Genomic DNA, 18,677 nt, shown 5'->3' on the forward strand with positions numbered 1-18,677 from the left:
TGGGGTCGTGAGAAGTTCATGAAAGTCCCCGCCGGGGGTGATTTCGCTCTCTCTTCGGCAGGGGTCTCGGGTGAACGGACCGGGCGGGGGTTATCACGGAGCGGGAAGGGGGTGGTGGTCGGTGCGAGCGATCCGCGGTCTGTGGCGGTGGCGGCGCAATCCGCTGCGCCGCGCGACCGACCTGGTCGAGGCCTGGGTGGCCCTGGTGACACTGGTGCTGATCGTGGTGGCCGCGCCGTTGCTCGGCTCGTTGGTCGGTGCCGCCGCCCAGGGCACCCTCCAGCGGTCGGTCCGGCAGCAGCAGCACGACCGGCATCTCGTCATGGCCACGGTGGTGCGCAAGCTGGGCGGCGCCCCCGTGGAGCCCGACCCGGACGCCACCAGCGCCCACGACAACCGCAGCCGGGTCCTCGCCGACTGGACCGCACCGGACGGCACCCGGCAGCACGGCCCGGTCCTGACGACTCTCAAATCCCCGCACAAGGGCGACCACTTCGATGTCTGGACGGACCGGCACGGCCTGATAACGGCCCGCCCGCTGGACGCCATGACGGCGACAACCCACGCCGTGCTGGCCGGGTTCGGCGCGGCCCTGCTCACCGCGGGGCTGGTCGACAGCGCCAGACGGATGATCGTCTGGCGTATGGTCCGTCGCAGGTACGCACGTTGGGACCAGGCCTGGGAGCGGGCGGGCCCGGACTGGGGCAAGGCCGGGACGGGCAGCTGACGGCCTTTCCGTCTCTGGTCAATCCACCACCTCGGCGCACGCTACGGTGGACCGGCCGAAGCGTATTCGGCATCGACCCGCGCGCGAGCGAACCGCAGGGGCCCGGCACCGTCCGCGGTGACGCCCCGAAGGCCAGCGAGCGATCTGTACGACGAGGTGGGGGCACGGCAACGCCATGGCACAGGGCACGGTCCAGGTGACGCACACCGGTACATCGAGGTGGCGGCGCCGCACGGGTGAGTACGCGTCGCTCGCCGCCGCCCTGGAGGCCGCCGCCGACGGCGACGTCCTCACGGTCGCGCCCGGCACCTACCGGGAGAACCTCGTCGTCCAGCGCGCGGTGACGCTGCGCGGACCGGAGGGCTCGCCCGGCTCGGTGCGCATCGCCCCGGCGGACGGGGTCCCGCTGACCGTGCGCGCCTCGGCGGTCGTACAGGACCTGCATGTCGAGGGCCAGGACGCGGCCGCGCCCGCGCTGCTCGTCGAGGAGGGCACCCCGGAGCTGCTGGACGTGCGGATCGTCACCAGGTCCGCCGCCGGCATCGAGGTGCGCGGCGGGGCCCGGCCCACCGTACGGCGGTGCACCGTGGACAACCCGGCGGGCATCGGCATCGCCGTACTCGACGGCGGCGGCGGGGTGTTCGAGGAATGCGAGGTCGTGGCGGCCGGCCAGGCGGGCGTGGCGGTGCGCGGCGGCGGCCACCCCCGTCTCGACCGCTGCCGGGTGCACCACGCCTCGGGCCCGGGCATGACGGCGACCGGGGAGAACTCCGCGCTGGAAGCGGTGGGTTGCGAGATCTACGAGGTGCGGGGCTCCGGTGTGCAGGTCACCGCGCGGGCGACGGCGCACCTCACGAACTGCGATGTGCACCGCACCACCGCCGACGGCGTCACGCTGGACACCGACGCGGTGCTGACCCTCGCGGACTGCCGTATCCATGACATCCCGGAGAACGCGGTCGACCTGCGTTCGCGCTCGGTGCTGACACTGACACGGACGACCGTGCGTCAGTTCGGGCGCAACGGGCTGTCGGTGTGGGACCCGGGCACCCGGGTGGACGCCAACCAGTGCGAGATCTTCGACAGCACGGGCGACTATCCGGCGGTGTGGGTCAGCGACGGCGCCACCGCGGTGCTGGACTCCTGCCGGGTGCACGACGTGCCCGACGCTCTGTTCGTGCTGGACCGCGGGTCCCGTGCGGACGTCGTCGACAGCGACCTGTCCCAGGTGCGCAACACCGCGGTGTCGGTGAGCGACGGCGCCACCGCGCAGCTCGACGACTGCCGGATCCGGGACGCGGCCACCGGCGCCTGGTTCCGCGACCACGGCAGCGGCGGCACCCTCAACAACTGCACGGTGGACGGCACCCAGACCGGCGTCATCGTCACCAAGGGCGCCGACCCCACCATCGAGCGCTGCACGGTGGACTCCCCGGCCGAGGCGGGCTTCTACGTCTCGGCGGGCGGCCGCGGCACCTTCCAGAACTGCCGGGTCACCGGCAGCGCCGGATACGGCTTCCATGTGATCGACGGCTGCCGTACGACACTGCGCAAGTGCCGCACCGAGCGGTGCGCGCGCGGGGGCTACGAGTTCGCGGACGGCGGTCCCGACGCGGACTCGGGCACCGGACCGGTGGTGGAGGACTGCACCAGCGACGAGAGCGGCAGCCTGCGGCCGGCCGCGGCGCGCGAGACGGCCGTACAGACGTCGTACCAGTCCCCCGGCCTGCTGGGCGCGATCCCGGGCCAGCGCAGCACCGAGCAGGAGCCGCTCATCACCCCGGCCGCGCCGGAGGAGCCGGCCCGGACCTCCAAGGCCGTGCTCGGTGAACTCGACGCGCTGGTCGGCCTGGACAGCGTCAAGCGCGAGGTCCGTGCGCTGACCGACATGATCGAGGTCGGCAGGCGCCGCCAGCAGGCCGGTCTGAAGGCCGCCTCGGTCAAGCGGCACCTGGTGTTCACGGGCTCCCCCGGCACCGGCAAGACGACGGTCGCCCGGCTCTACGGCGAGATCCTCGCCTCCCTCGGGGTGCTGGAGAAGGGCCATCTGGTCGAGGTGTCCCGGGTCGACCTGGTCGGCGAGCACATCGGCTCCACCGCGATCCGCACCCAGGAGGCCTTCCAGCGGGCGCACGGCGGTGTGCTGTTCATCGACGAGGCGTACGCGCTGTCGCCGGAGGACGCCGGGCGGGACTTCGGCAAGGAGGCCATCGACACGCTGGTGAAGCTGATGGAGGACCAGCGGGACGCCGTGGTGGTGATCGTCGCGGGGTACACGGAGGAGATGGAGCGCTTCCTTTCGGTCAACCCCGGTGTGGCGTCGCGTTTCTCCCGGACCATCACCTTCAGCGACTACGGCCCGGACGAACTGCTGCGGATCGTGGAGCAGCAGGCCGACGAGCACGAGTACCGGCTGGCGCCGGGTGCGTCCGAGGCGCTGCTGACGTACTTCACGGTGCTCCCGAAGGGCCCCGCGTTCGGCAACGGCCGTACCGCCCGGCAGACCTTCGAGGCGATGGTGGAGCGGCACGCCGGCCGGGTCGCCCAGCTCGCCGACCCGAGCACCGACGACCTGACGCTGCTGTACGCGGAGGACCTCCCCGAAGTCGCCTGATCAGCCTGCCTGTTCCTGCTGCGGCCGCGGTCCGGGCAGCTCCGGGCGCAGCCGGGCCAGCAGCCGCTCCCGTTCCACGGCGAAGACCGGGTCCGCCTGGTAGTCGGAGTGGCCCAGGATCGGTGCGGGGAGTGGGTGCCCCGGGGTGCGTCCGTAGGCGAGGGGGTCCTTGAGGGGCGTGTGGTCGACCTCCGGGCCGCCGCCGTCGCAGACCCGCACGGGGCCGCCGATGGGGTCGGTCAGCCGGTAGAGGTTGCGCCAGCAGGCGACCTCGCGGTGCAGGGAGCCGAGTTCGGCCGGGCCGAAGTGCGCCGGGAACCAGCGGCCGTACAGCCGCTCCAGCGGCGAGCCGTAGGTCAGCAGAGCGACCCGCTTGCGGACCGCCGGGGTCAGCTGCCAGGCAGCCGCTGCCGCGAGGACGCTGCCCTGGGAGTGGCCGGAGATCACCAGCCGGCCGCCGGTGCTGCGGGTCCAGGTGTCCATCCGCCAGGTCAGGTCGGGGACCGCGCGCTCGGCGTAGCAGGGCGGGGCGAAGGGGTGGGCGGCGCGCGGCCAGAAGGTGCCGACGTCCCACAGGATGCCGATGGTGCGTCGCGCGGAGGCGTCCTTGTAGGCGCGCCGGCCCCAGGTGACGAAGAGTATGAAGCCGAGCCCGACCAGCCAGGAGCCGAGCGCCTGCGAGACCTGGGCCGCACCGTGCACCAGGGCGAACGTGCGGTCGGCCGCGGCGTCCGGCGCCTTGCCGGTGGCCAGCGCGCCCGCCAGCGCCCCGGCGCCCAGCACCAGCGTGGCGCCGCACAGCACGGTGACGACGAGTGGCGTCCGGTCGGTGAGGACGGCCATCGCCCGGACCCGGGCGATCCGGCGGCTGCGGGCCGTGTCCGCCGGTTCCCCGGGGTGGCCGAGATCGACGGCGGTGCGTTCCACGCGGCTGAGCCGTGAGGTGCCCCAGGACAGCCAGGCGACCGCGGCGAGCAGCACGACGAGCACCAGCGGGATCACCGAGGCCTGCCAGGTCAGCAGCACCGGGGGTCCGGAGATGGAGGTGCCGGTGCCGTCCAGCCAGTCGGAGACCCGCTGGGCGACGCCGCCCGAGATCACCCCGCCCAGCGCGCAGCCGAGCAGCGCGACCGCGGGGCCGCCGAGGCCGCGCATCGCGGCGCGTGCGTCGGGCAGCCGGCGGTGCAGGTCGTGGGCGACGGCGGCGAGGACGATCACCAGCAGGCCCTGGGCCAGGGCCAGGCCGCCGAAGGTGGTGTCCCCGGCGAGCCGCCCCACGGAGTGCCACCCCGGGCGGGACCAGCCGGCGTACACCAGCACGAGCAGCAGCAGGGCCAGCGCGCCGAGCGGCAGGCATCGTACGAGATGCCGGTCGAGTTCCTGGTCGAGGTGGTTCTCGCTGCGGCCCCGGCGGCAGACCACCCACACCACGGCGAGAGCTCCGGCGGTCAGCGCAGCGGTCAGCAGCCACCCGGTCGTGTCCAGTACGGCGGGGCCGCCCCGCCGGCGGTCGAAGGAGGCCGCCGGTGCCAGGACCGCGGCGGCGACGGTGAGCAGGCCCGCCGCGGTGTGGGCGGCACGCAGCCGGGCGACCAGCCGGCGCCCGTACCAGAAGCCGGGGCTGCCGAGGGCGGTGTGGCCGGGCTCGGGGTCGTGGGCCAGTGGCCGGGTGGACTCGTAGGCGCTCCAGGTGCGGTGCGAGAGGTACCAGAGCAGGGCGGTCAGCGCGGTGGGCACCAGGGCGGCCAGCGCGAGCCGGCGTCCGGGGGCGCTCCACCAGCCTCCGTCGGGACGGGCGGGAGACAGGAAGCCGAGCCAGGAGTGCCGGGCGGCGCAGGCGGTGACGCCCGCGCACTGCCAGGCGGCGAGGTCCAGGGCGACCTCGCAGGCGGCGGCGACCAGCAGCACGGTGAGGGTGAGTCCGGCGAGCCGGACCAGCAGTCCGTAGAAGCGCACGGTGCGCTGCCGGTCCTGGGCGGCGGGGCGCATCCAGTGGGCGAGGTTGACCACCATGAACGGCAGGAGCAGCAGCCACAGCGCGCGGGAGGCGTTGCCGGAGGTGAGGTTGCACCACACGTACGCCTCGGGCACCGGCCGGTCGCGGTAGTCGCCGGGCCGGGACTCGGCGTCGACGTCCTCGGCTCGCCGGAAGACGGCGGCGGTGTCGTCGCCGGTGATCCGCACCGTGCGCGGATCACCGAGCATCTTCTCGGGCGTGGTGCCGCCGACGCCGTGGACCAGGAGTTCCAGGTCGATCTCCGGCGCGGCGGGCCGCTCGACGGGGCCGGTCCTCTCGGCGACCGGCCGCTCCTCCGGGTCGGCCCTCGTGACCGTGAGCCGCTGGGCGGAGTCGTTCCTCCCGGCCGTCGTCGGCTCGGCCAGGGCGGTCTTCTCGACGGCCAGTTGCTCGGCCGGGCCGGCCTGCCCGTGCGCGAGCCGCTCGGCCGAGCCGGTCGCCGGGACCGTGCGGCGTTCCGCCGGGGCGGCCCTCGTGGTACCGGGCCGGTCCCCGGGCGCGGTCTCCGTCGCCGTCAGCCGCTCGGCGAGGTCGCCGGCGGTGCGTTCCTGCGCGCGTTCCACTCTTCTCGCACTTCCCCCGTGACGCGCCGATGGTCTGTGTCCGTGCGGATTTCAGGATCGCCGATTCCGGTGTGACGCACACCACTCGTCACTGAATCTCCCCGTTGTGTGTGACACCCAGTGCAACACGTGGTGACCGAATGACGTGTGTGCACCGACACAGGGAGTGGCGCAACCTGTGTGGTCCCGTGAAAGGATGGGGCGCCCGCGCACCGGGGCCCGACGGAATGTGCTGGTCGGGACCGGTACGCAGGGCGTGTCGGACGGCTTGAGGCGAGAGGACCGGAGCGTACGTGAGCGAGAACCAGAACCTCCTCGCGGAGCAGCGCCGCGCCCTGATCCTGGACGAGGTCCGGCGCCGGGGCGGCGTGCGGGTCAACGAGCTGACGCGCAAGCTCGGCGTGTCGGACATGACCGTACGCCGGGACCTGGACGCGCTGGCCCGGCAGGGCGTGCTGGAGAAGGTGCACGGCGGCGCGGTGCCGGTGGTCGAGGCGAGCACGCACGAACCGGGGTTCGAGGCCAAGTCGGGGCTGGAGCTGACCGCCAAGGAGGACATCGCCCGGACCGCCGCCGAACTGGTCGTGCCGGGCACGGCGATCGCGCTGTCCGGCGGTACGACGACATACGCGCTGGCACATCATCTCCTGGAGGTCCCCGACCTGACCGTGGTGACGAACTCGGTGCGGGTCGCGGACGTCTTCCACGCGGCCCAGCGCGTCTCCGGGCAGCGCCAGGGCGCGGCGACGGTGGTGCTGACCGGTGGGGTGCGCACCCCTTCCGACTCCCTCGTGGGCCCGGTGGCCGACCAGGCGATCGCGGCGCTCCACTTCGACCTGCTCTTCCTCGGCGTGCACGGTATATCGGTCGAGGCCGGCCTCTCCACGCCGAACCTCGCGGAGGCGGAGACCAACCGCCGCCTGGTGCAGTCCGCCCGGCGGGTCGTGGTGGTCGCCGACCACACCAAGTGGGGCACGGTGGGCCTGAGTTCGTTCGCCAAGCTGGAGCAGGTCGACACGCTGGTCACCGACGCGGGGCTGCCGGCCTCGGCGCGCGCGGAGATCTCGGAGCATCTGCGCCGGCTGGTGGTGGCGGGCGAGACGGAGGCCTGACCGCGTCGGCGGTGCAGACATCTGACGGGCTGCCAGTTATCGTGGCGAAGCCGATCAACTGCCTTCTCGGCCAAGGGGGTTCTCGTCCATGCCGCGTCGTCTGCGCCCCGTGGGGCTCGACTTCGTCGAGACCGCACCCGTACGTCTGGTCTTCGCGCAGGAGATGTCCGCGCCACCCGAGCGGGTCTTCCACGCACTGAACGACGACGTACCCGGCTGGGCGGAGTGGTTCGCCGCGGTGACCCACGCCGAGTCCGTCGACGACGGTGCCGGGCGGGACATCCGGCTCAAGGGCGGCGGACATTTCCGCGAGACGATCATCGCGGCCAAGGAGGCCGAGGTGTACGCCTACCGGGTGGACCTGACCAACGCGCCCGGCGCGCACGCCATCGCCGAGGAGTGGCGGCTCGTGCCGTCCGGCGGCGGCACCCGCGTGCAGTGGACCTTCGCCGTGGACGGCACGGCACCGTTCCGCCTCGTGGTCAGGGCGGCGCGATCGGGGCTGGGCCGGGCCTTCCGGGGCGCGGTCGTCGAACTGGACCGCCGCCTTTCGAGGTAGCGGCCCGGCCGGACTGCAACGGCGCCCTTCGGGGCAGCGGCTCAGCCGGACTGCACCGGGGCCCTCGCGGCAGCGGCTCAGCCGGGCCAGACTCCCGTCTCCAGCAGCGAGTCGATCGCCGCCGCGTACGGCGTGATGTCCAGGCCCTGCCCGGCGAGCCACTCGTCCGAGTAGTACTTGTCGAGGTAGCGGTCGCCCGGGTCGCAAAGCAGGGTTACCACGCTCCCCTGCCGTCCCCCGGCCACCATCTCGGAGACGATCTTCAGGGCGCTCCACAGCCCGGTCCCGGTGGAGCCTCCCGCCTTGCGGCCGATCGCCCGCTCCAGCGCCCGTACCGCGGCCACGCTCGCCGCGTCCGGGACCTTCATCATGCGGTCGATGGCCCCGGGCACGAAGCTCGGTTCCATGCGCGGCCGTCCGATGCCCTCGATCCGGGAGCCGCAGTCGCAGGTGACGTCCGGATCGCCGGTGGTCCAGCCCTCGAAGAAACAGGAGTTCTCGGGGTCGGCGACACAGATCCGGGTGTCGCGCTGGGTGTAGTGCACATAGCGCGCGAGCGTCGCGGACGTACCGCCGGTGCCCGCCGTCGCGACGATCCACGCCGGCTCCGGGTACCGCTCCAACTCCAGCTGACGGAAGATGGATTCGGCGATGTTGTTGTTTCCGCGCCAGTCCGTGGCCCGTTCGGCGTAGGTGAACTGGTCCATGTAGTGGCCGCCGCTCTCCACCGCGAGGCGCGCGGACTCCTCGTACATTTTCCGTGAGTCGTCCACGAAATGGCACTGTCCGCCGTGGAATTCGATGAGCCGGCACTTCTCGGCGCTGGTGGTGCGGGGCATGACGGCGATGAAGGGCACGCCGATGAGCTTGGCGAAGTACGCCTCGGAGACGGCCGTCGAGCCGCTGGACGCCTCGATCACCGGACGGCCGGGCCGGATCCAGCCGTTGCAGAGCCCGTACAGGAAGAGCGAGCGGGCCAGCCGGTGCTTGAGGCTTCCGGTCGGATGTGTCGACTCGTCCTTGAGGTACAGGTCGATACCCCAGGCCTCGGGCAGCGGGAAGCGCAGCAGGTGCGTGTCCGCCGAACGGTTCGCGTCGGCCTGGACCTTGCGGACGGCCTCTTTGAGCCAGTCGCGATAGGCGGCGTCGCTGCGGTCGACGTCGCGGGTGGCGCCGGTCCGGATCTGCGGGGTGGTGCTCACGGCGGGACTCCTCACGCTTCGCGCCGACGGCGTCCGAACGCGGCCGGCGCATCGATCATAAACACCTTCCACACGCTTCTCACCTGCATAAACGCATCTTTGGGCGGCTCAAAGGAACCCCTGGGGGACAGTGCCGAACAATGGCGCGAACGCTTCGGGGGGCGCATTGCGGCGAGTGCTCCGAGCGCCCCCTGCCCGGCGGTCCGTGCGTACTGGTGCTCCGCGCCGAGGGCGGGCAGACTGCCACCGGACGGGACGAACGTCCCGAACGGGGGCGCACACTGGAGCACGACACGAGCCGGAGCACGCCGGCCGGGGCCACAAGCTTCCGGACCGGCGACCGAGGTACTCGAAAAGGGGCGGGGCAGGATGGCGGAGCCGGAGTTCACGGCGACGGGCGTGCGGATCGACAAGCGGCTGCGTTCACTCACCCGGGCCGGGCAGGTCCGGATAAGCGACGGCAGGCTGCAACTGCTGACCAGCTACGGCAGCGAGATCGACAGCGCTCCCGTGCAGGCGGTACGGGCCTCCAAGCCGTGGTTCGCGTCGGACGACCGGGCCCTGGCCGACCTCAACGGCCAGCGCTACTCACTCACCCTGGGTGACCACGATCCGGCACCGGGCGAGCCCGGACCGCCCGCGGCGCGTCGCTTCATCGAGGCGGTACGGCGGGCCGCGGGGCGCGGCGACTGAGCCGCACCGGCCTGCGGGACGTGAGCACCGAGCCACGGCGAGTTGCGGGACCGTAAGCACTGGGTCACGCTTGTCTCACGTCACTCTGGGTTTACCGGCGATAACGCTGCGAACCAGCCCGCCGGTCACGACAGCAGGCGGCCCCGTGGACGGCGGCACCCTGCTGGATCCGTTCTCCGTGTTCTTCCGGGCCTCACGTCGGGGAGTCGCAGCCGTGATCAAACACCCAAGCAGACACTGCTCGGTGGAGCTCCAAGCATTGCCCTCGCGGATCGGCCAGGTCCGCAGAATCGTATCTGCGCAGTTGCGCTACTGGCATCTCGACCCGTTGATCGACCGGGCCGCGCTAGGTGTGACGGAGTTGCTCACCAACGTCCACCGGCACGCCCAGCCCGACAAGAACTGCACCGTGGAGATCGAGCTCCAGCTCGACCACCTCACGGTGTCGGTCCGTGACCACGATCCACGCCTGCCGGTGGTCGAGGACGGCACGGAGGTCGCGCCGATGGCCACCTGCGGGCGCGGTCTCGCGATGGTGGCGGCGGTCAGCGAGAGCTGGGGAGTACGGCCGCACGACGACGGCAAGGTCGTGTGGTTCACCCTGCCCGCGTCGCCGACGCCCACACCGGTTGCGGCCCGCCCGCAGCGCCGCGCCGCCGAACCGGCCCCCCGCCGGATCGCCGAACCGGAGCCCGCCGTCGCCGGTGCGCCGACCCGGCCACCGCACACGCGGGCGCCGGTGTCCCGGCCACCGCACATGCGACCGCCGCCGCCTCCGGCGCCGTACACGCTCCCGCCCGCTCGGCTGTCGCCAGTTGAGCGGGCGGTGAGTCTCCTCGCCGAGTCTCGCCCGCGGAATCACCGCTTCATGCCGCGCCGCCCTTGCCGATGCGGCCGAACTGCTCCTCCAGGACGGACAGCCTGCGCCAGTACTCGTCCTCGTCGATCTCGCCGGAGGCGAAGCGACGGCCGAGGACCGCGAGGGGCGAGTCGCCGGACGGGCGTCCCGCATCCGCCGGACGCCAGGGTCCGCCGCGTCCGCGCCACGCGGTGCGGCGCAGGAACGTGCCGGCGCCGATCACGACGGCCGCCCAGATCAGCGGGAAGAACAGGATCCACGGGCCGGGGCCGCCGTCCCAGTTCGCCAGGGTCTGCATCTCGGTCAACTCCCTCGTAGCCCCTCGTCGGAAGGGTCTCGTTGTGATGCATCGAGACTGGCCGCGGCGAGGGGTCCGGGTCGTCGTGCAGCCGACGGCAGTCGTTGTACCTCCCGGGGAGTACGCGACGCCGGGCGCTCTGCTCCCGAACGGGCTGGCGTTCTGTAACTACTAGTATGTACAGTCGATGCGTGAGCACGTCGGAACGGTTGATCGAGTCCACCCGTGAGCTGCTGTGGGAGCGCGGTTACGTCGGCACGAGCCCGAAGGCCATCCTGGCGCGCGCGGAAGCCGGCCAGGGCAGCATGTACCACCACTTCAAGGGCAAGCAGGACCTGGCACTGGCCGCGATCCGGCGGACCGCCGCGGAACTGCTGGCCACCGCCGAGGGCGTGCTCACCGGGCCGGGCACGCCGTACGAGCGCATCGAGGCGTATCTGCGGCGCGAGCGCGACGTGCTGCGCGGCTGCCCGATCGGGCGGCTGACGATGGACCCGGACATCATCGCGAGCGACGAACTGCGCGCTCCGGTCGACGAGACGCTGGACCGGATCCAGGAGCTGATCGCCGGGATCGTCGAGGAGGGCAAGGAGCAGGGACAGTTCGGGCCTCGGGTGAACGGCGAGGAGATCGCTGCGACCGTACTCGCGACCGTACAGGGCGGCTATGTGCTCGCCCGGGCCTCCGGTTCCCCGGCCGCGTTCGACGCGGGCGTGCGCGGACTGCTGTCCCTGCTGAGGACGTGACGTACGCACGTGACCGACCACCCGGTCCGAGAGGGAACCAGCGCCATGCACGCCATGCAGTACGAGTTCACCCTGCCCGCCAATTACGACATGGGAATCGTCCGCGCCCGCGTTGCCCGCGTCAGGCATCTGCTGGACGGCTGGGACGGCCTCGGCGTGAAGACCTACCTCATGCGCGAGCGTGGATTTCACGGCTCGCCGGTGAACCAGTACGGGCCGTTCTACCTCTGGAACACCGTGGCGGGCATGAACCGTTTTCTCTGGGGAGGTGCCTTCCAGAGGCCGGTGGACGACTTCGGGCGGCCCCGGATACGGCAGTGGACGGGCCTGGCCTTCGAGGAGGGCACCGGCACCGGCTCCCCTGCCGTGCTCGCCGTGCGGTCGCGGCAACCGGTGCCGGACGGTGTCGAACTGGCCGCCTTCATGGCGGGCGCCGCGGACGAGACGGGACGGCTGGCCGCCGAGGACGGTGCCGTGCTGGCGGCGTCCGCCGTGGACACGGATGCCTGGGAGCTGGTCCACTTCTCGCTCTGGGCGCACCACACGCCCAAGGCCGAGGGCGACGTCTTCCAGGTGCTGCACCTGTCGGAGCCGGGGCGCGGCGCGCTGCCGCGCGGGCGGCAGTGGTGAGCGGTGTCCGTACCGTCGTCCAGGAGCTGAACGACGCGCGCACCGCCCGGGCCGAGCCGGGTGCGGAGCACGTCGAGCGCATCCTCACCGGCAACCCGGCCCGGGCCTTCGCCGTCGACCGGCGCCGACTCGCTCAGGCCACCGAGATGTCCACCGACGGGCGGAGCTTCGCGGCGGCGGCCAGCGCCTCGTGCGCCGGGTGGGCGTCGAAGGCGGCCAACAGGTCCGCGTTCGCGGGGAGTCCGGCCGCCGGGTAGGCGATCTGCTCGAAGGCCGCCTGGAAGCGCGGGCCCCACCGGCGGGTGCCGAGACGGGCCGTGCGGGAGCAGTTGTCGACCATGTACGCCACATCGCGGGCGTGCATGTAGGGCAGCAGCGAGTCGACCGCCTCGATGACGGACTCGTTGACGATCTCCGACCAGGGGTGGCCGCGCTCGGCGAACTCGTCGACCTGCGCCATCATCGTGGCGACGAACACCCCGGCGGTGAACGGCTCGACGGACAGGTCCCGGTCGGCCCGCCGGGCCCGCACCCGCTCCCCCGCCGCCCACATCGGAGAACCGCCGATCCGGCTCATCTCCCGCTTCCCGATGCGCCGTTCGGCCAGGATCACGCTGCGCAGCTCGGTGCCGTCGGCGACCTCGTCGTAGATCTCGGCGACGAGTTCGCGGGCCGGGCCGTACGTCGCCGTGTACGCCCGGTCGAAGACCTCGCGCCCGGCCGGGTCGAGGTCGTCCCGGACGGCCCGCAGCCCCGCCCGGGAGATGGTCCGGGCGATGGGCCCGGTCACGTTCTCGCAGGACCGCTCGTAGGCCGTCACCTCGTCGTCCCCGGCGAGCCGGTAGTGGCTGTACAGGCTCTCCACGATGCCGTGCACGGCGCCGAGCAGGATGGCGCGTTCACCGACGATGTCGGAGCGGTACTCGCTCGCCAGCGTGGTGCGGAAGGTGTACGGCGCGCCGAGCGCGACCGACCAGCCGAGGGCGAGGTCGGTCGCACGGCCGTCCGGGTCGACGGCCACGGCGAAACTGCTGTTGATCCCGGCGCCGTTGATCTCCGCGCCCTGTTCGTAGAGGCGGCGCACGGAGTCGCCCATGCCCTTGGGGCAGACGGCGATCACACCGTGGCCCGCCGGGAAGTCGCCGCCGGTCTCGCGCAGATGGCCGAGCAGGAAGCCGTGCGAGAGGCCGATGACGGCGCCGGGCTTGAGGACGGAGAAGATCTCCTGGTGGTGGGCGGCGAGCGCCGCGTCGGCGATCAGCAGGAGCAGCAGGTCGCTGTCGGCGGCGACGGCGAGCCAGTCGCCGAGGCTGCCGTTCTCCTCGGTGAAGCCGTGCGCGCGGGCGTCGGCGGCCGAGGCGGAGCCCGGGCGCAGGCCGACGGTGACCGTGATGTCGGTACCGGCGAGGGAGTCACGCAGGTTGCGTGCCTGGGCGCGGCCCTGCGGGCCCCAGCCGAGAACGCCGATCCTGCTGATCCCGGCGAACGCCTGGGGCAGCAGCGGGAAGAGGTCCCGTCCGCCGCGCAGGATGGTCTCCGTGCCGCCGGGCACGTCCATCGTTTCGAGTGCGAAGACACCGGAGGTGTAGGTGGTCGTCGAGGTCATGGTCGAGTTGTAGGCTCCGGGCGGATGTTGCGGCAAGCGCAACTTTCGCAGCGCTCTGTTGCGGATCATGAAAGGGACTGGTCAGCGGGTGCGGGACGATCATCGGGGGCTACGGCTCTTCCTCCATCTCGCGCAGTCGCTGAACTTCGGGCGGACCAGCCTGGACTGCCACGTCAGCCCGGCCACACTGACCCGGACCGTGCAGCGGCTGGAGGCGGAGCTGGGCCACCGGCTGTTCGACCGGAGCCCGCGCGGGGTGTCCCTGACGGCGGAGGGGCAGCGCTTCCGCGAATACGCGGTACAAGCACTGGAGTTGTGGCAGACCTACCGCGACGAACACCCCGACCCGGCCGAACTCACCGGCAGACTTGTGGTGTTCGCCACCGTGACCGCCTGCCAGGCGCTGCTGCCCGATCTGTTGGCGCCGTTCCGTACCGCGCACCCCCAGGTACGGCTGGATCTGCGCACCGGGGACGCGGCGGCCGCGCTGGCCCGGCTCGACGAGGGCGAGGCCGACGTGGCCGTGGCCGGGCTCCCGGCGCGGCTGCCGGAACCGCTGATCGGCCGGACGGTCACGGTCACCGACCTGGTCCTGGTCACCGCGCGCGACCGCCCGGACCCCGGCCTGGACGGCCCGTTCGTCCTCCCGCAGCGCGGTCTGGTGCGCGAGGCGGCCGACCGCTGGTTCCGGGCGCGGGGGCGGTCCGTGGACGTCGCCTGTGAACCGGACGGCCACGAGGCCCTGTTGGCCCTGGTCGCCCTGGGCTGCGGCACCGGGGTGGTCCCCCGGCTGGTCCTGGAACACAGCGCGGTGCGGGACCGGATCGCGGTGCTGCCGGCCGACCCCGCACCGGAGCCGTTCCCGATCGGCCTGTGCGTACGCCGAGCCGACCTCAGGCGGCCGCTGGTGGCGGCGTTGTGGAGCCTGACGGCGCAGTGGTAGGGAGGCGCCGGTGGGCCTGCCGGCGGCAGGCCGTTACCGAAGTGCGCCCAGCGGGTCGTCCAGCACCGGCTGCCAGGCCAGCTCGGCGGCTCCCACCAGGCTGTTGTGGCTCAGCGTGCACGGCAGGATCGGCACACTGCCGCTCTGGCCCCACAGGCTGCGGTCGGCGACCACGGCACGCAGCCGCTCCGGATCGGCGTCCAGGAGGGTGCGGTGCAGGCCGCCGAGGATGATGCGGTCGGGGTTGAGGAGGTTGACAAGACCCGCCAGGCCCAGGCCGAGCCGGTCGATCAGGGCCTCGGTGGCCCTGCGGACGGTCGGATCCGCGTAGTGGTCACGGACCAGGTCCTCGGCCTGCCGCAGCAGGGACACCTCGGGGCCGGGCTCGCGGCCCGCCTCGACCAGCAGCGCCAGCGGGTCGGTCTCCACGTCCAGACAGCCCCGGCTGCCGCAGTGGCAGGGGCGGCCCTCCGGATGGACGGCGAGGTGGCCGACCTCCAGGGCCAGGCCCGAACTCCCCGTGTGCAGACGGCCGTCCAGGACCAGCGCGCCACCGACGCCCCGGTGCCCGGTGGCCACGCACAGCAGGTCCCGGGCGCCCCGGCCCGCGCCGTGCCGGTGTTCGGCCAGCGCGGCCAGGTTCACGTCGTTGCCCGCGAACGCCGGACCGGTGATCCCGGCCGCCCGCACGCACTCCGCGAAGATCCGGCGCACCGGCGCGCCCACCGGCCAGGCCAGGTGGAGGGGGTTGAGGGCGAGGCCCTCCGGTTCGGCGACGGCGGACGGCACGGCGAGACCGGCGCCGACACAGCGCAGGCCGGTGGTCCGCAGCAGGTCGGCGCCCGCCTCGACCACCGAGCCGAGCACCTTCGCCGGGTCGGCGTCGACCGTCTCGCAGCCGGGTGCGGTCGCGACGATCCGGCCGCCCAGGCCGACCAGCGCCGCACGGAAACCGTCGGCATGGACCTGGGCGGCGAGCGCGACGGGGCCGTTCTCGGCGACCTCCAGGCGGTGCGAGGGGCGGCCCTGCGACCCGGCGGCGGCGCCCGGGTGGGCGTCGACCCTGATCAGGCCGAGCGCCTCCAGCTCGGCGGCGACGGCGCCGGCCGTGGCCCGGGTGACGCCGAGTTCCGCGGTGAGGACCGCGCGGGTGGGGGCGCGGCCGGTGTGCACGAGTTCCAGTGCGGGTCCGAGTGCGCCGCGTCCTCGGTCCAACCGGGGTTTCGAGATTCCGTTCCCCGCCGGGCCGGGGGCCGTTTTGCCGCTCATGAGAGGGAGTCTGCCATGATCCGTAGTCCTGAACGGTGCCGGTACATTGTGGCTGGTCGCGCTCACGCGGCGGAGCCGCGCACCGATCCGGCCCCGCGTCCCTTGGGGGGCGCGCTCCAGCTGAGGCTTGTCAGAAGCCGCTCACCCTCAGAGTGACGTTGAGGCGGCCGGTCAGACCGAGCTCGGCCGGTCCCGTGCCCGGGTACACCCTCGGCACCCCGTGATAGGCGAGCCGCGACTCACCCCCGAACACGACCAGGTCGCCCGACCGCAGCTCCACGTCCGTGTACGGCTTCACCCTGCTCTCCGTGTTCCCGAAGCGGAAGACGCAGGTGTCCCCCAGGCTCAGTGACACCACCGGTGCGGGCGACTTCTCGTCGGCGTCGCGATGCATGCCCATGCGGGCGTCCGCGTCGTAGAAATTGATCAGCGCGATGTCGTACGACAATCCGCCGACCGCTTCCGGGCCCAGCGCGTCGGTCACCGCGCGGCGGCCCAGTTCGTCGAGCCAGGCCGGGAACGGCTTCACGGGGCTGCCGTCGCCGTCGACGACCGTGCGGGCGTAGGCGTACGGGTACCAGTGCCAGCCCAGACAGACCTGGCGGGCGGTCATCGTGCCGCCCCCGGGTGTGCGGACCGTGCGCAGACCCGCCGGGGGCCGGGCCCAGTCGCGGCAGGCGGTGAGCAGCGCGCGCTGCCGGTCCGTGTCCAGCCAGTCGGGGACGTGCACGGCGCCCGGCGCGATGCGGGCGTACGCCCTCGGGAACAGCTCATCCTCCATGCCCCCATCCTGCCCGACCGGTCCTGAGCTGCGGTTCGGTTAGCCTGGACGCACGATGAGCGACCGTATGACGACTGCCTGGGGCGAGTTCGAGCTGTCCCGCTTCCCGGAGGATCCGCCCGACCGGCTGCGTGCCTGGGACGCCTCCGACGCCTACCTGCTGCGGTATCTCGACCGGGAGCGGATCGGGCTGTCCGGCACCGTCGTGGTGCTCGGCGACCGCTGGGGAGCGCTGGTGACGGCGCTGGCGGAGCACCGGCCGGTGCAGATCACCGACTCGTACCTGAGCCAGGAGGCGAGCCGCGCGAACCTGGCGCGCGCGGGTGTCGAGACGGGCGCGGTGCAGTTGCTGACCACCCAGGATCCGCCGCCGGAGCGGGTGGACGTGCTGCTGGTGCGGGTGCCGAAGAGCCTTGCGCTCCTTGAGGACCAGCTGCTGCGGCTGGCGCCCGCGGTGCACGCGGGCACGGTCGTGATCGGCACCGGCATGGTCAAGGAGATCCATACGTCGACGCTCCGGTTGTTCGAGCGGATCCTCGGCCCGACCCGGACCTCGCTGGCCGAGCAGAAGGCCCGGCTGATCCACTGCACGCCGGATCCGTCGCTGGAGCGCCCGGAGAATCCGTGGCCGTACAGCTACGCACTGCCCGACGGCATCGGCGCGGTCTCCGGGCGTACGGTCGTCAACCACGCGGGGGTCTTCTGCGCCGACCGGCTCGACATCGGTACCCGGTTCTTCCTGGCGCATCTGCCCGAGGGGGGCCGCCGGCTCGTGGACCTGGGGTGCGGGAACGGGGTCGTGGGTACGGCGGTGGCGCTGGCCGATCCGACGGCCGAGGTGCTGTTCGTGGACGAGTCGTTCCAGGCGGTCGCCTCGGCGGAGGCCACCTACAAGGCCAACGGGGTGCCCGGGCACGCCGAGTTCCGGGTCGGGGACGGGCTGGCCGGGGTCGCGGCCGGGAGCGTGGACGTGGTGCTGAACAACCCGCCGTTCCACTCCCACCAGGCGACCAGCGACGCGACGGCGTGGCGGATGTTCAGCGGGGCGAAGCAGGCACTGCGGCCGGGCGGCGAACTGTGGGTGGTCGGCAACCGGCACCTGGGCTACCACGTGACGCTGCGCCGCCTGTTCGGCAACAGTCAACTGGTCGCGAGCGACCCGAAGTTCGTGGTGCTGAAGGCGGTCAGGCGCGGGTAGCCCCGGCGGCGCCGGCCAGCACGCCGATGATCCTGGTCACCTCCCGGGCCATCGCCTCACGGCCGGCGCCGAGGTAGGCGCGGGCGTCGACGGCCTCGGGATGGTCCGCGAGGAAACGGCGGACGGATCCGGTCATCGCCATGTTGAGCGCGGTGCCGACGTTGACCTTGGCGATGCCGCCGGCCACCGCGGCGACCAGGCCCTCGTCCGGGACCCCGGAGGAGCCGTGCAGGACGAGCGGGACCGGCACGGCGGTGGCGAGGCGTTCGAGCAGGTCGTGGTCGAGGGCGGCGGTGCGGGTGGTCATGGCGTGCACGCTGCCGATCGCCACGGCCAGCGCGTCGACGCCGGTGCCGGCGACGAAGTCCCGCGCCTCGGCCGGGTCGGTACGCGCCCCGGGTGCGTGCGCGTCCGGCACCGGCCGGCCGTCCTTGCCGCCCACCTCGCCCAACTCGGCCTCGATCCACAGGCCTTGGGCGTGTGCCCAGTCGACGGCGGCCGCGGTCGCGGCGCGGTTCTCGGCGTACGGCAGCCCGGACGCGTCGTACATCACCGAGCTGAACCCGGCGGCGGAGGCCTGGCGCAGCAGGTCGTCGCTGCGGACGTGGTCGAGGTGCAGGGCGACGGGGACGTGGGCGTGTTCGGCGGCGACGGTGGCGGCGCGGGCCAGCGGGAGGAGTCGTCCATGGCGGAACCTGACCGCGTTCTCGCTGACCTGGAGGACGACGGGTGAACCGGCGGCCTCGGCGCCGGTGATGACGGCTTCGACGTGTTCCAGGCTGATGACGTTGAACGCGGCGACGGCGGACCGGACTTCGGCGGCCCGGGTGAGCAGCGCGCCGGTGGTTGCGAGGGGCACG

Annotated in this window: 16 protein-coding genes and 1 pseudogene; 10 read left to right on the top strand and 7 right to left on the bottom strand. The window is 72.9% G+C overall.

Annotated elements, in window-relative coordinates; all coding sequences use genetic code 11:
- Positions 1–121 precede the first annotated feature (121 nt).
- Positions 122–727 (top strand): Rv1733c family protein, encoded by a 606-nt coding sequence (locus ACWGKQ_RS12005; protein WP_453291776.1) that lies wholly within the window; start codon positions 122–124, stop codon positions 725–727.
- A gap of 175 nt (positions 728–902) precedes the next feature.
- Positions 903–3,341, top strand: coding sequence for a right-handed parallel beta-helix repeat-containing protein (locus ACWGKQ_RS12010; protein ID WP_453291777.1), 2,439 nt, complete (start codon positions 903–905; stop codon positions 3,339–3,341).
- Here ACWGKQ_RS12010 and ACWGKQ_RS12015 read toward each other — a convergent pair whose 3' ends face one another.
- Positions 3,342–5,597, bottom strand: coding sequence for a hypothetical protein (locus ACWGKQ_RS12015; RefSeq protein ID WP_453291891.1), 2,256 nt, complete (start codon positions 5,595–5,597; stop codon positions 3,342–3,344).
- A gap of 617 nt (positions 5,598–6,214) precedes the next feature.
- On the opposite strand from ACWGKQ_RS12015, the gene ACWGKQ_RS12020 reads away from it, so the two are divergent.
- On the top strand, positions 6,215–7,033 hold the full coding sequence (locus ACWGKQ_RS12020) for a DeoR/GlpR family DNA-binding transcription regulator (RefSeq protein ID WP_453291778.1): 819 nt from the start codon (positions 6,215–6,217) through the stop codon (positions 7,031–7,033).
- A gap of 88 nt (positions 7,034–7,121) precedes the next feature.
- Positions 7,122–7,592 (top strand): SRPBCC family protein, encoded by a 471-nt coding sequence (locus ACWGKQ_RS12025; RefSeq protein WP_453291779.1) that lies wholly within the window; start codon positions 7,122–7,124, stop codon positions 7,590–7,592.
- Positions 7,593–7,669: 77 nt separating this feature from the next.
- Here the strand turns inward: ACWGKQ_RS12025 and ACWGKQ_RS12030 are convergent, their stop codons facing one another.
- On the bottom strand, positions 7,670–8,794 hold the full coding sequence (locus ACWGKQ_RS12030; protein WP_453291780.1) for a PLP-dependent cysteine synthase family protein: 1,125 nt from the start codon (positions 8,792–8,794) through the stop codon (positions 7,670–7,672).
- Positions 8,795–9,163: 369 nt separating this feature from the next.
- On the opposite strand from ACWGKQ_RS12030, the gene ACWGKQ_RS12035 reads away from it, so the two are divergent.
- Positions 9,164–9,487 (top strand): hypothetical protein, encoded by a 324-nt coding sequence (locus tag ACWGKQ_RS12035; RefSeq protein ID WP_453291781.1) that lies wholly within the window; start codon positions 9,164–9,166, stop codon positions 9,485–9,487.
- A 214-nt stretch (positions 9,488–9,701) separates the two neighbouring features.
- Positions 9,702–10,157: pseudogene (locus ACWGKQ_RS12040) on the top strand (ATP-binding protein); the annotation flags it as partial.
- Between the two features lie 196 nt (positions 10,158–10,353).
- Here the strand turns inward: ACWGKQ_RS12040 and ACWGKQ_RS12045 are convergent.
- Positions 10,354–10,644, bottom strand: coding sequence for an SHOCT domain-containing protein (locus ACWGKQ_RS12045; RefSeq protein WP_453291782.1), 291 nt, complete (start codon positions 10,642–10,644; stop codon positions 10,354–10,356).
- A 176-nt stretch (positions 10,645–10,820) separates the two neighbouring features.
- Between ACWGKQ_RS12045 and ACWGKQ_RS12050 the strand changes: the two genes are divergently transcribed.
- Both ACWGKQ_RS12050 and ACWGKQ_RS12055 read left to right on the top strand, forming a co-directional pair.
- Positions 10,821–11,390, top strand: coding sequence for a TetR/AcrR family transcriptional regulator (locus tag ACWGKQ_RS12050; RefSeq protein WP_453291783.1), 570 nt, complete (start codon positions 10,821–10,823; stop codon positions 11,388–11,390).
- A gap of 45 nt (positions 11,391–11,435) precedes the next feature.
- A complete protein-coding gene (locus tag ACWGKQ_RS12055; protein ID WP_453291784.1) occupies positions 11,436–12,020 on the top strand; it encodes a DUF4865 family protein in 585 nt (194 codons plus the stop codon).
- 133 nt (positions 12,021–12,153) lie between these two features.
- On the opposite strand, the gene ACWGKQ_RS12060 is transcribed toward ACWGKQ_RS12055, so the two are convergent.
- Positions 12,154–13,626, bottom strand: coding sequence for a ketol-acid reductoisomerase (locus ACWGKQ_RS12060; RefSeq protein ID WP_453291785.1), 1,473 nt, complete (start codon positions 13,624–13,626; stop codon positions 12,154–12,156).
- 88 nt (positions 13,627–13,714) lie between these two features.
- On the opposite strand from ACWGKQ_RS12060, the gene ilvY reads away from it, so the two are divergent.
- The gene (ilvY, locus tag ACWGKQ_RS12065; protein WP_453291892.1) at positions 13,715–14,569 is read left to right on the top strand and encodes an HTH-type transcriptional activator IlvY; all 855 of its coding nucleotides are present in this window, start codon (positions 13,715–13,717) and stop codon (positions 14,567–14,569) included.
- A 33-nt stretch (positions 14,570–14,602) separates the two neighbouring features.
- Here ilvY and ACWGKQ_RS12070 read toward each other — a convergent pair whose 3' ends face one another.
- Both ACWGKQ_RS12070 and ACWGKQ_RS12075 read right to left on the bottom strand, forming a co-directional pair.
- Positions 14,603–15,838 (bottom strand): ROK family protein, encoded by a 1,236-nt coding sequence (locus ACWGKQ_RS12070; protein WP_453291786.1) that lies wholly within the window; start codon positions 15,836–15,838, stop codon positions 14,603–14,605.
- A gap of 130 nt (positions 15,839–15,968) precedes the next feature.
- Complete coding sequence (locus tag ACWGKQ_RS12075; RefSeq protein ID WP_453291787.1) at positions 15,969–16,619, bottom strand: alpha-ketoglutarate-dependent dioxygenase AlkB family protein; 651 nt, start codon at positions 16,617–16,619, stop codon at positions 15,969–15,971.
- Positions 16,620–16,686: 67 nt separating this feature from the next.
- Here ACWGKQ_RS12075 and ACWGKQ_RS12080 point away from each other — a divergent pair, with 67 nt between their 5' ends.
- Positions 16,687–17,817, top strand: coding sequence for a methyltransferase (locus ACWGKQ_RS12080; protein ID WP_453291788.1), 1,131 nt, complete (start codon positions 16,687–16,689; stop codon positions 17,815–17,817).
- Here ACWGKQ_RS12080 and ACWGKQ_RS12085 read toward each other — a convergent pair.
- Positions 17,804–18,676 carry a class II fructose-bisphosphate aldolase gene (locus tag ACWGKQ_RS12085; protein WP_453291789.1) on the bottom strand — a complete coding sequence of 291 codons (873 nt, stop codon included), beginning with the start codon at positions 18,674–18,676 and terminating at the stop codon, positions 17,804–17,806. The two genes, ACWGKQ_RS12080 and ACWGKQ_RS12085, sit on opposite strands and share 14 nt — an antisense overlap.
- Position 18,677: the final 1 nt, after the last annotated feature.

Source organism: Streptomyces sp. NPDC054770 (assembly GCF_053611985.1).

Coding starts and splice junctions, on each gene's coding strand:
- ACWGKQ_RS12075 (WP_453291787.1), bottom strand. CDS start 16,619: ATGGAGGATGAGCTGTTCCCGAGGGCGTACGCCCGCATCGCGCCGGGC.
- ACWGKQ_RS12045 (WP_453291782.1), bottom strand. CDS start 10,644: ATGCAGACCCTGGCGAACTGGGACGGCGGCCCCGGCCCGTGGATCCTG.
- ACWGKQ_RS12070 (WP_453291786.1), bottom strand. CDS start 15,838: ATGAGCGGCAAAACGGCCCCCGGCCCGGCGGGGAACGGAATCTCGAAA.
- ACWGKQ_RS12080 (WP_453291788.1), top strand. CDS start 16,687: ATGACGACTGCCTGGGGCGAGTTCGAGCTGTCCCGCTTCCCGGAGGAT.
- ACWGKQ_RS12060 (WP_453291785.1), bottom strand. CDS start 13,626: ATGACCTCGACGACCACCTACACCTCCGGTGTCTTCGCACTCGAAACG.
- ACWGKQ_RS12025 (WP_453291779.1), top strand. CDS start 7,122: ATGCCGCGTCGTCTGCGCCCCGTGGGGCTCGACTTCGTCGAGACCGCA.
- ACWGKQ_RS12010 (WP_453291777.1), top strand. CDS start 903: ATGGCACAGGGCACGGTCCAGGTGACGCACACCGGTACATCGAGGTGG.
- ACWGKQ_RS12055 (WP_453291784.1), top strand. CDS start 11,436: ATGCACGCCATGCAGTACGAGTTCACCCTGCCCGCCAATTACGACATG.
- ACWGKQ_RS12050 (WP_453291783.1), top strand. CDS start 10,821: ATGTACAGTCGATGCGTGAGCACGTCGGAACGGTTGATCGAGTCCACC.
- ACWGKQ_RS12035 (WP_453291781.1), top strand. CDS start 9,164: ATGGCGGAGCCGGAGTTCACGGCGACGGGCGTGCGGATCGACAAGCGG.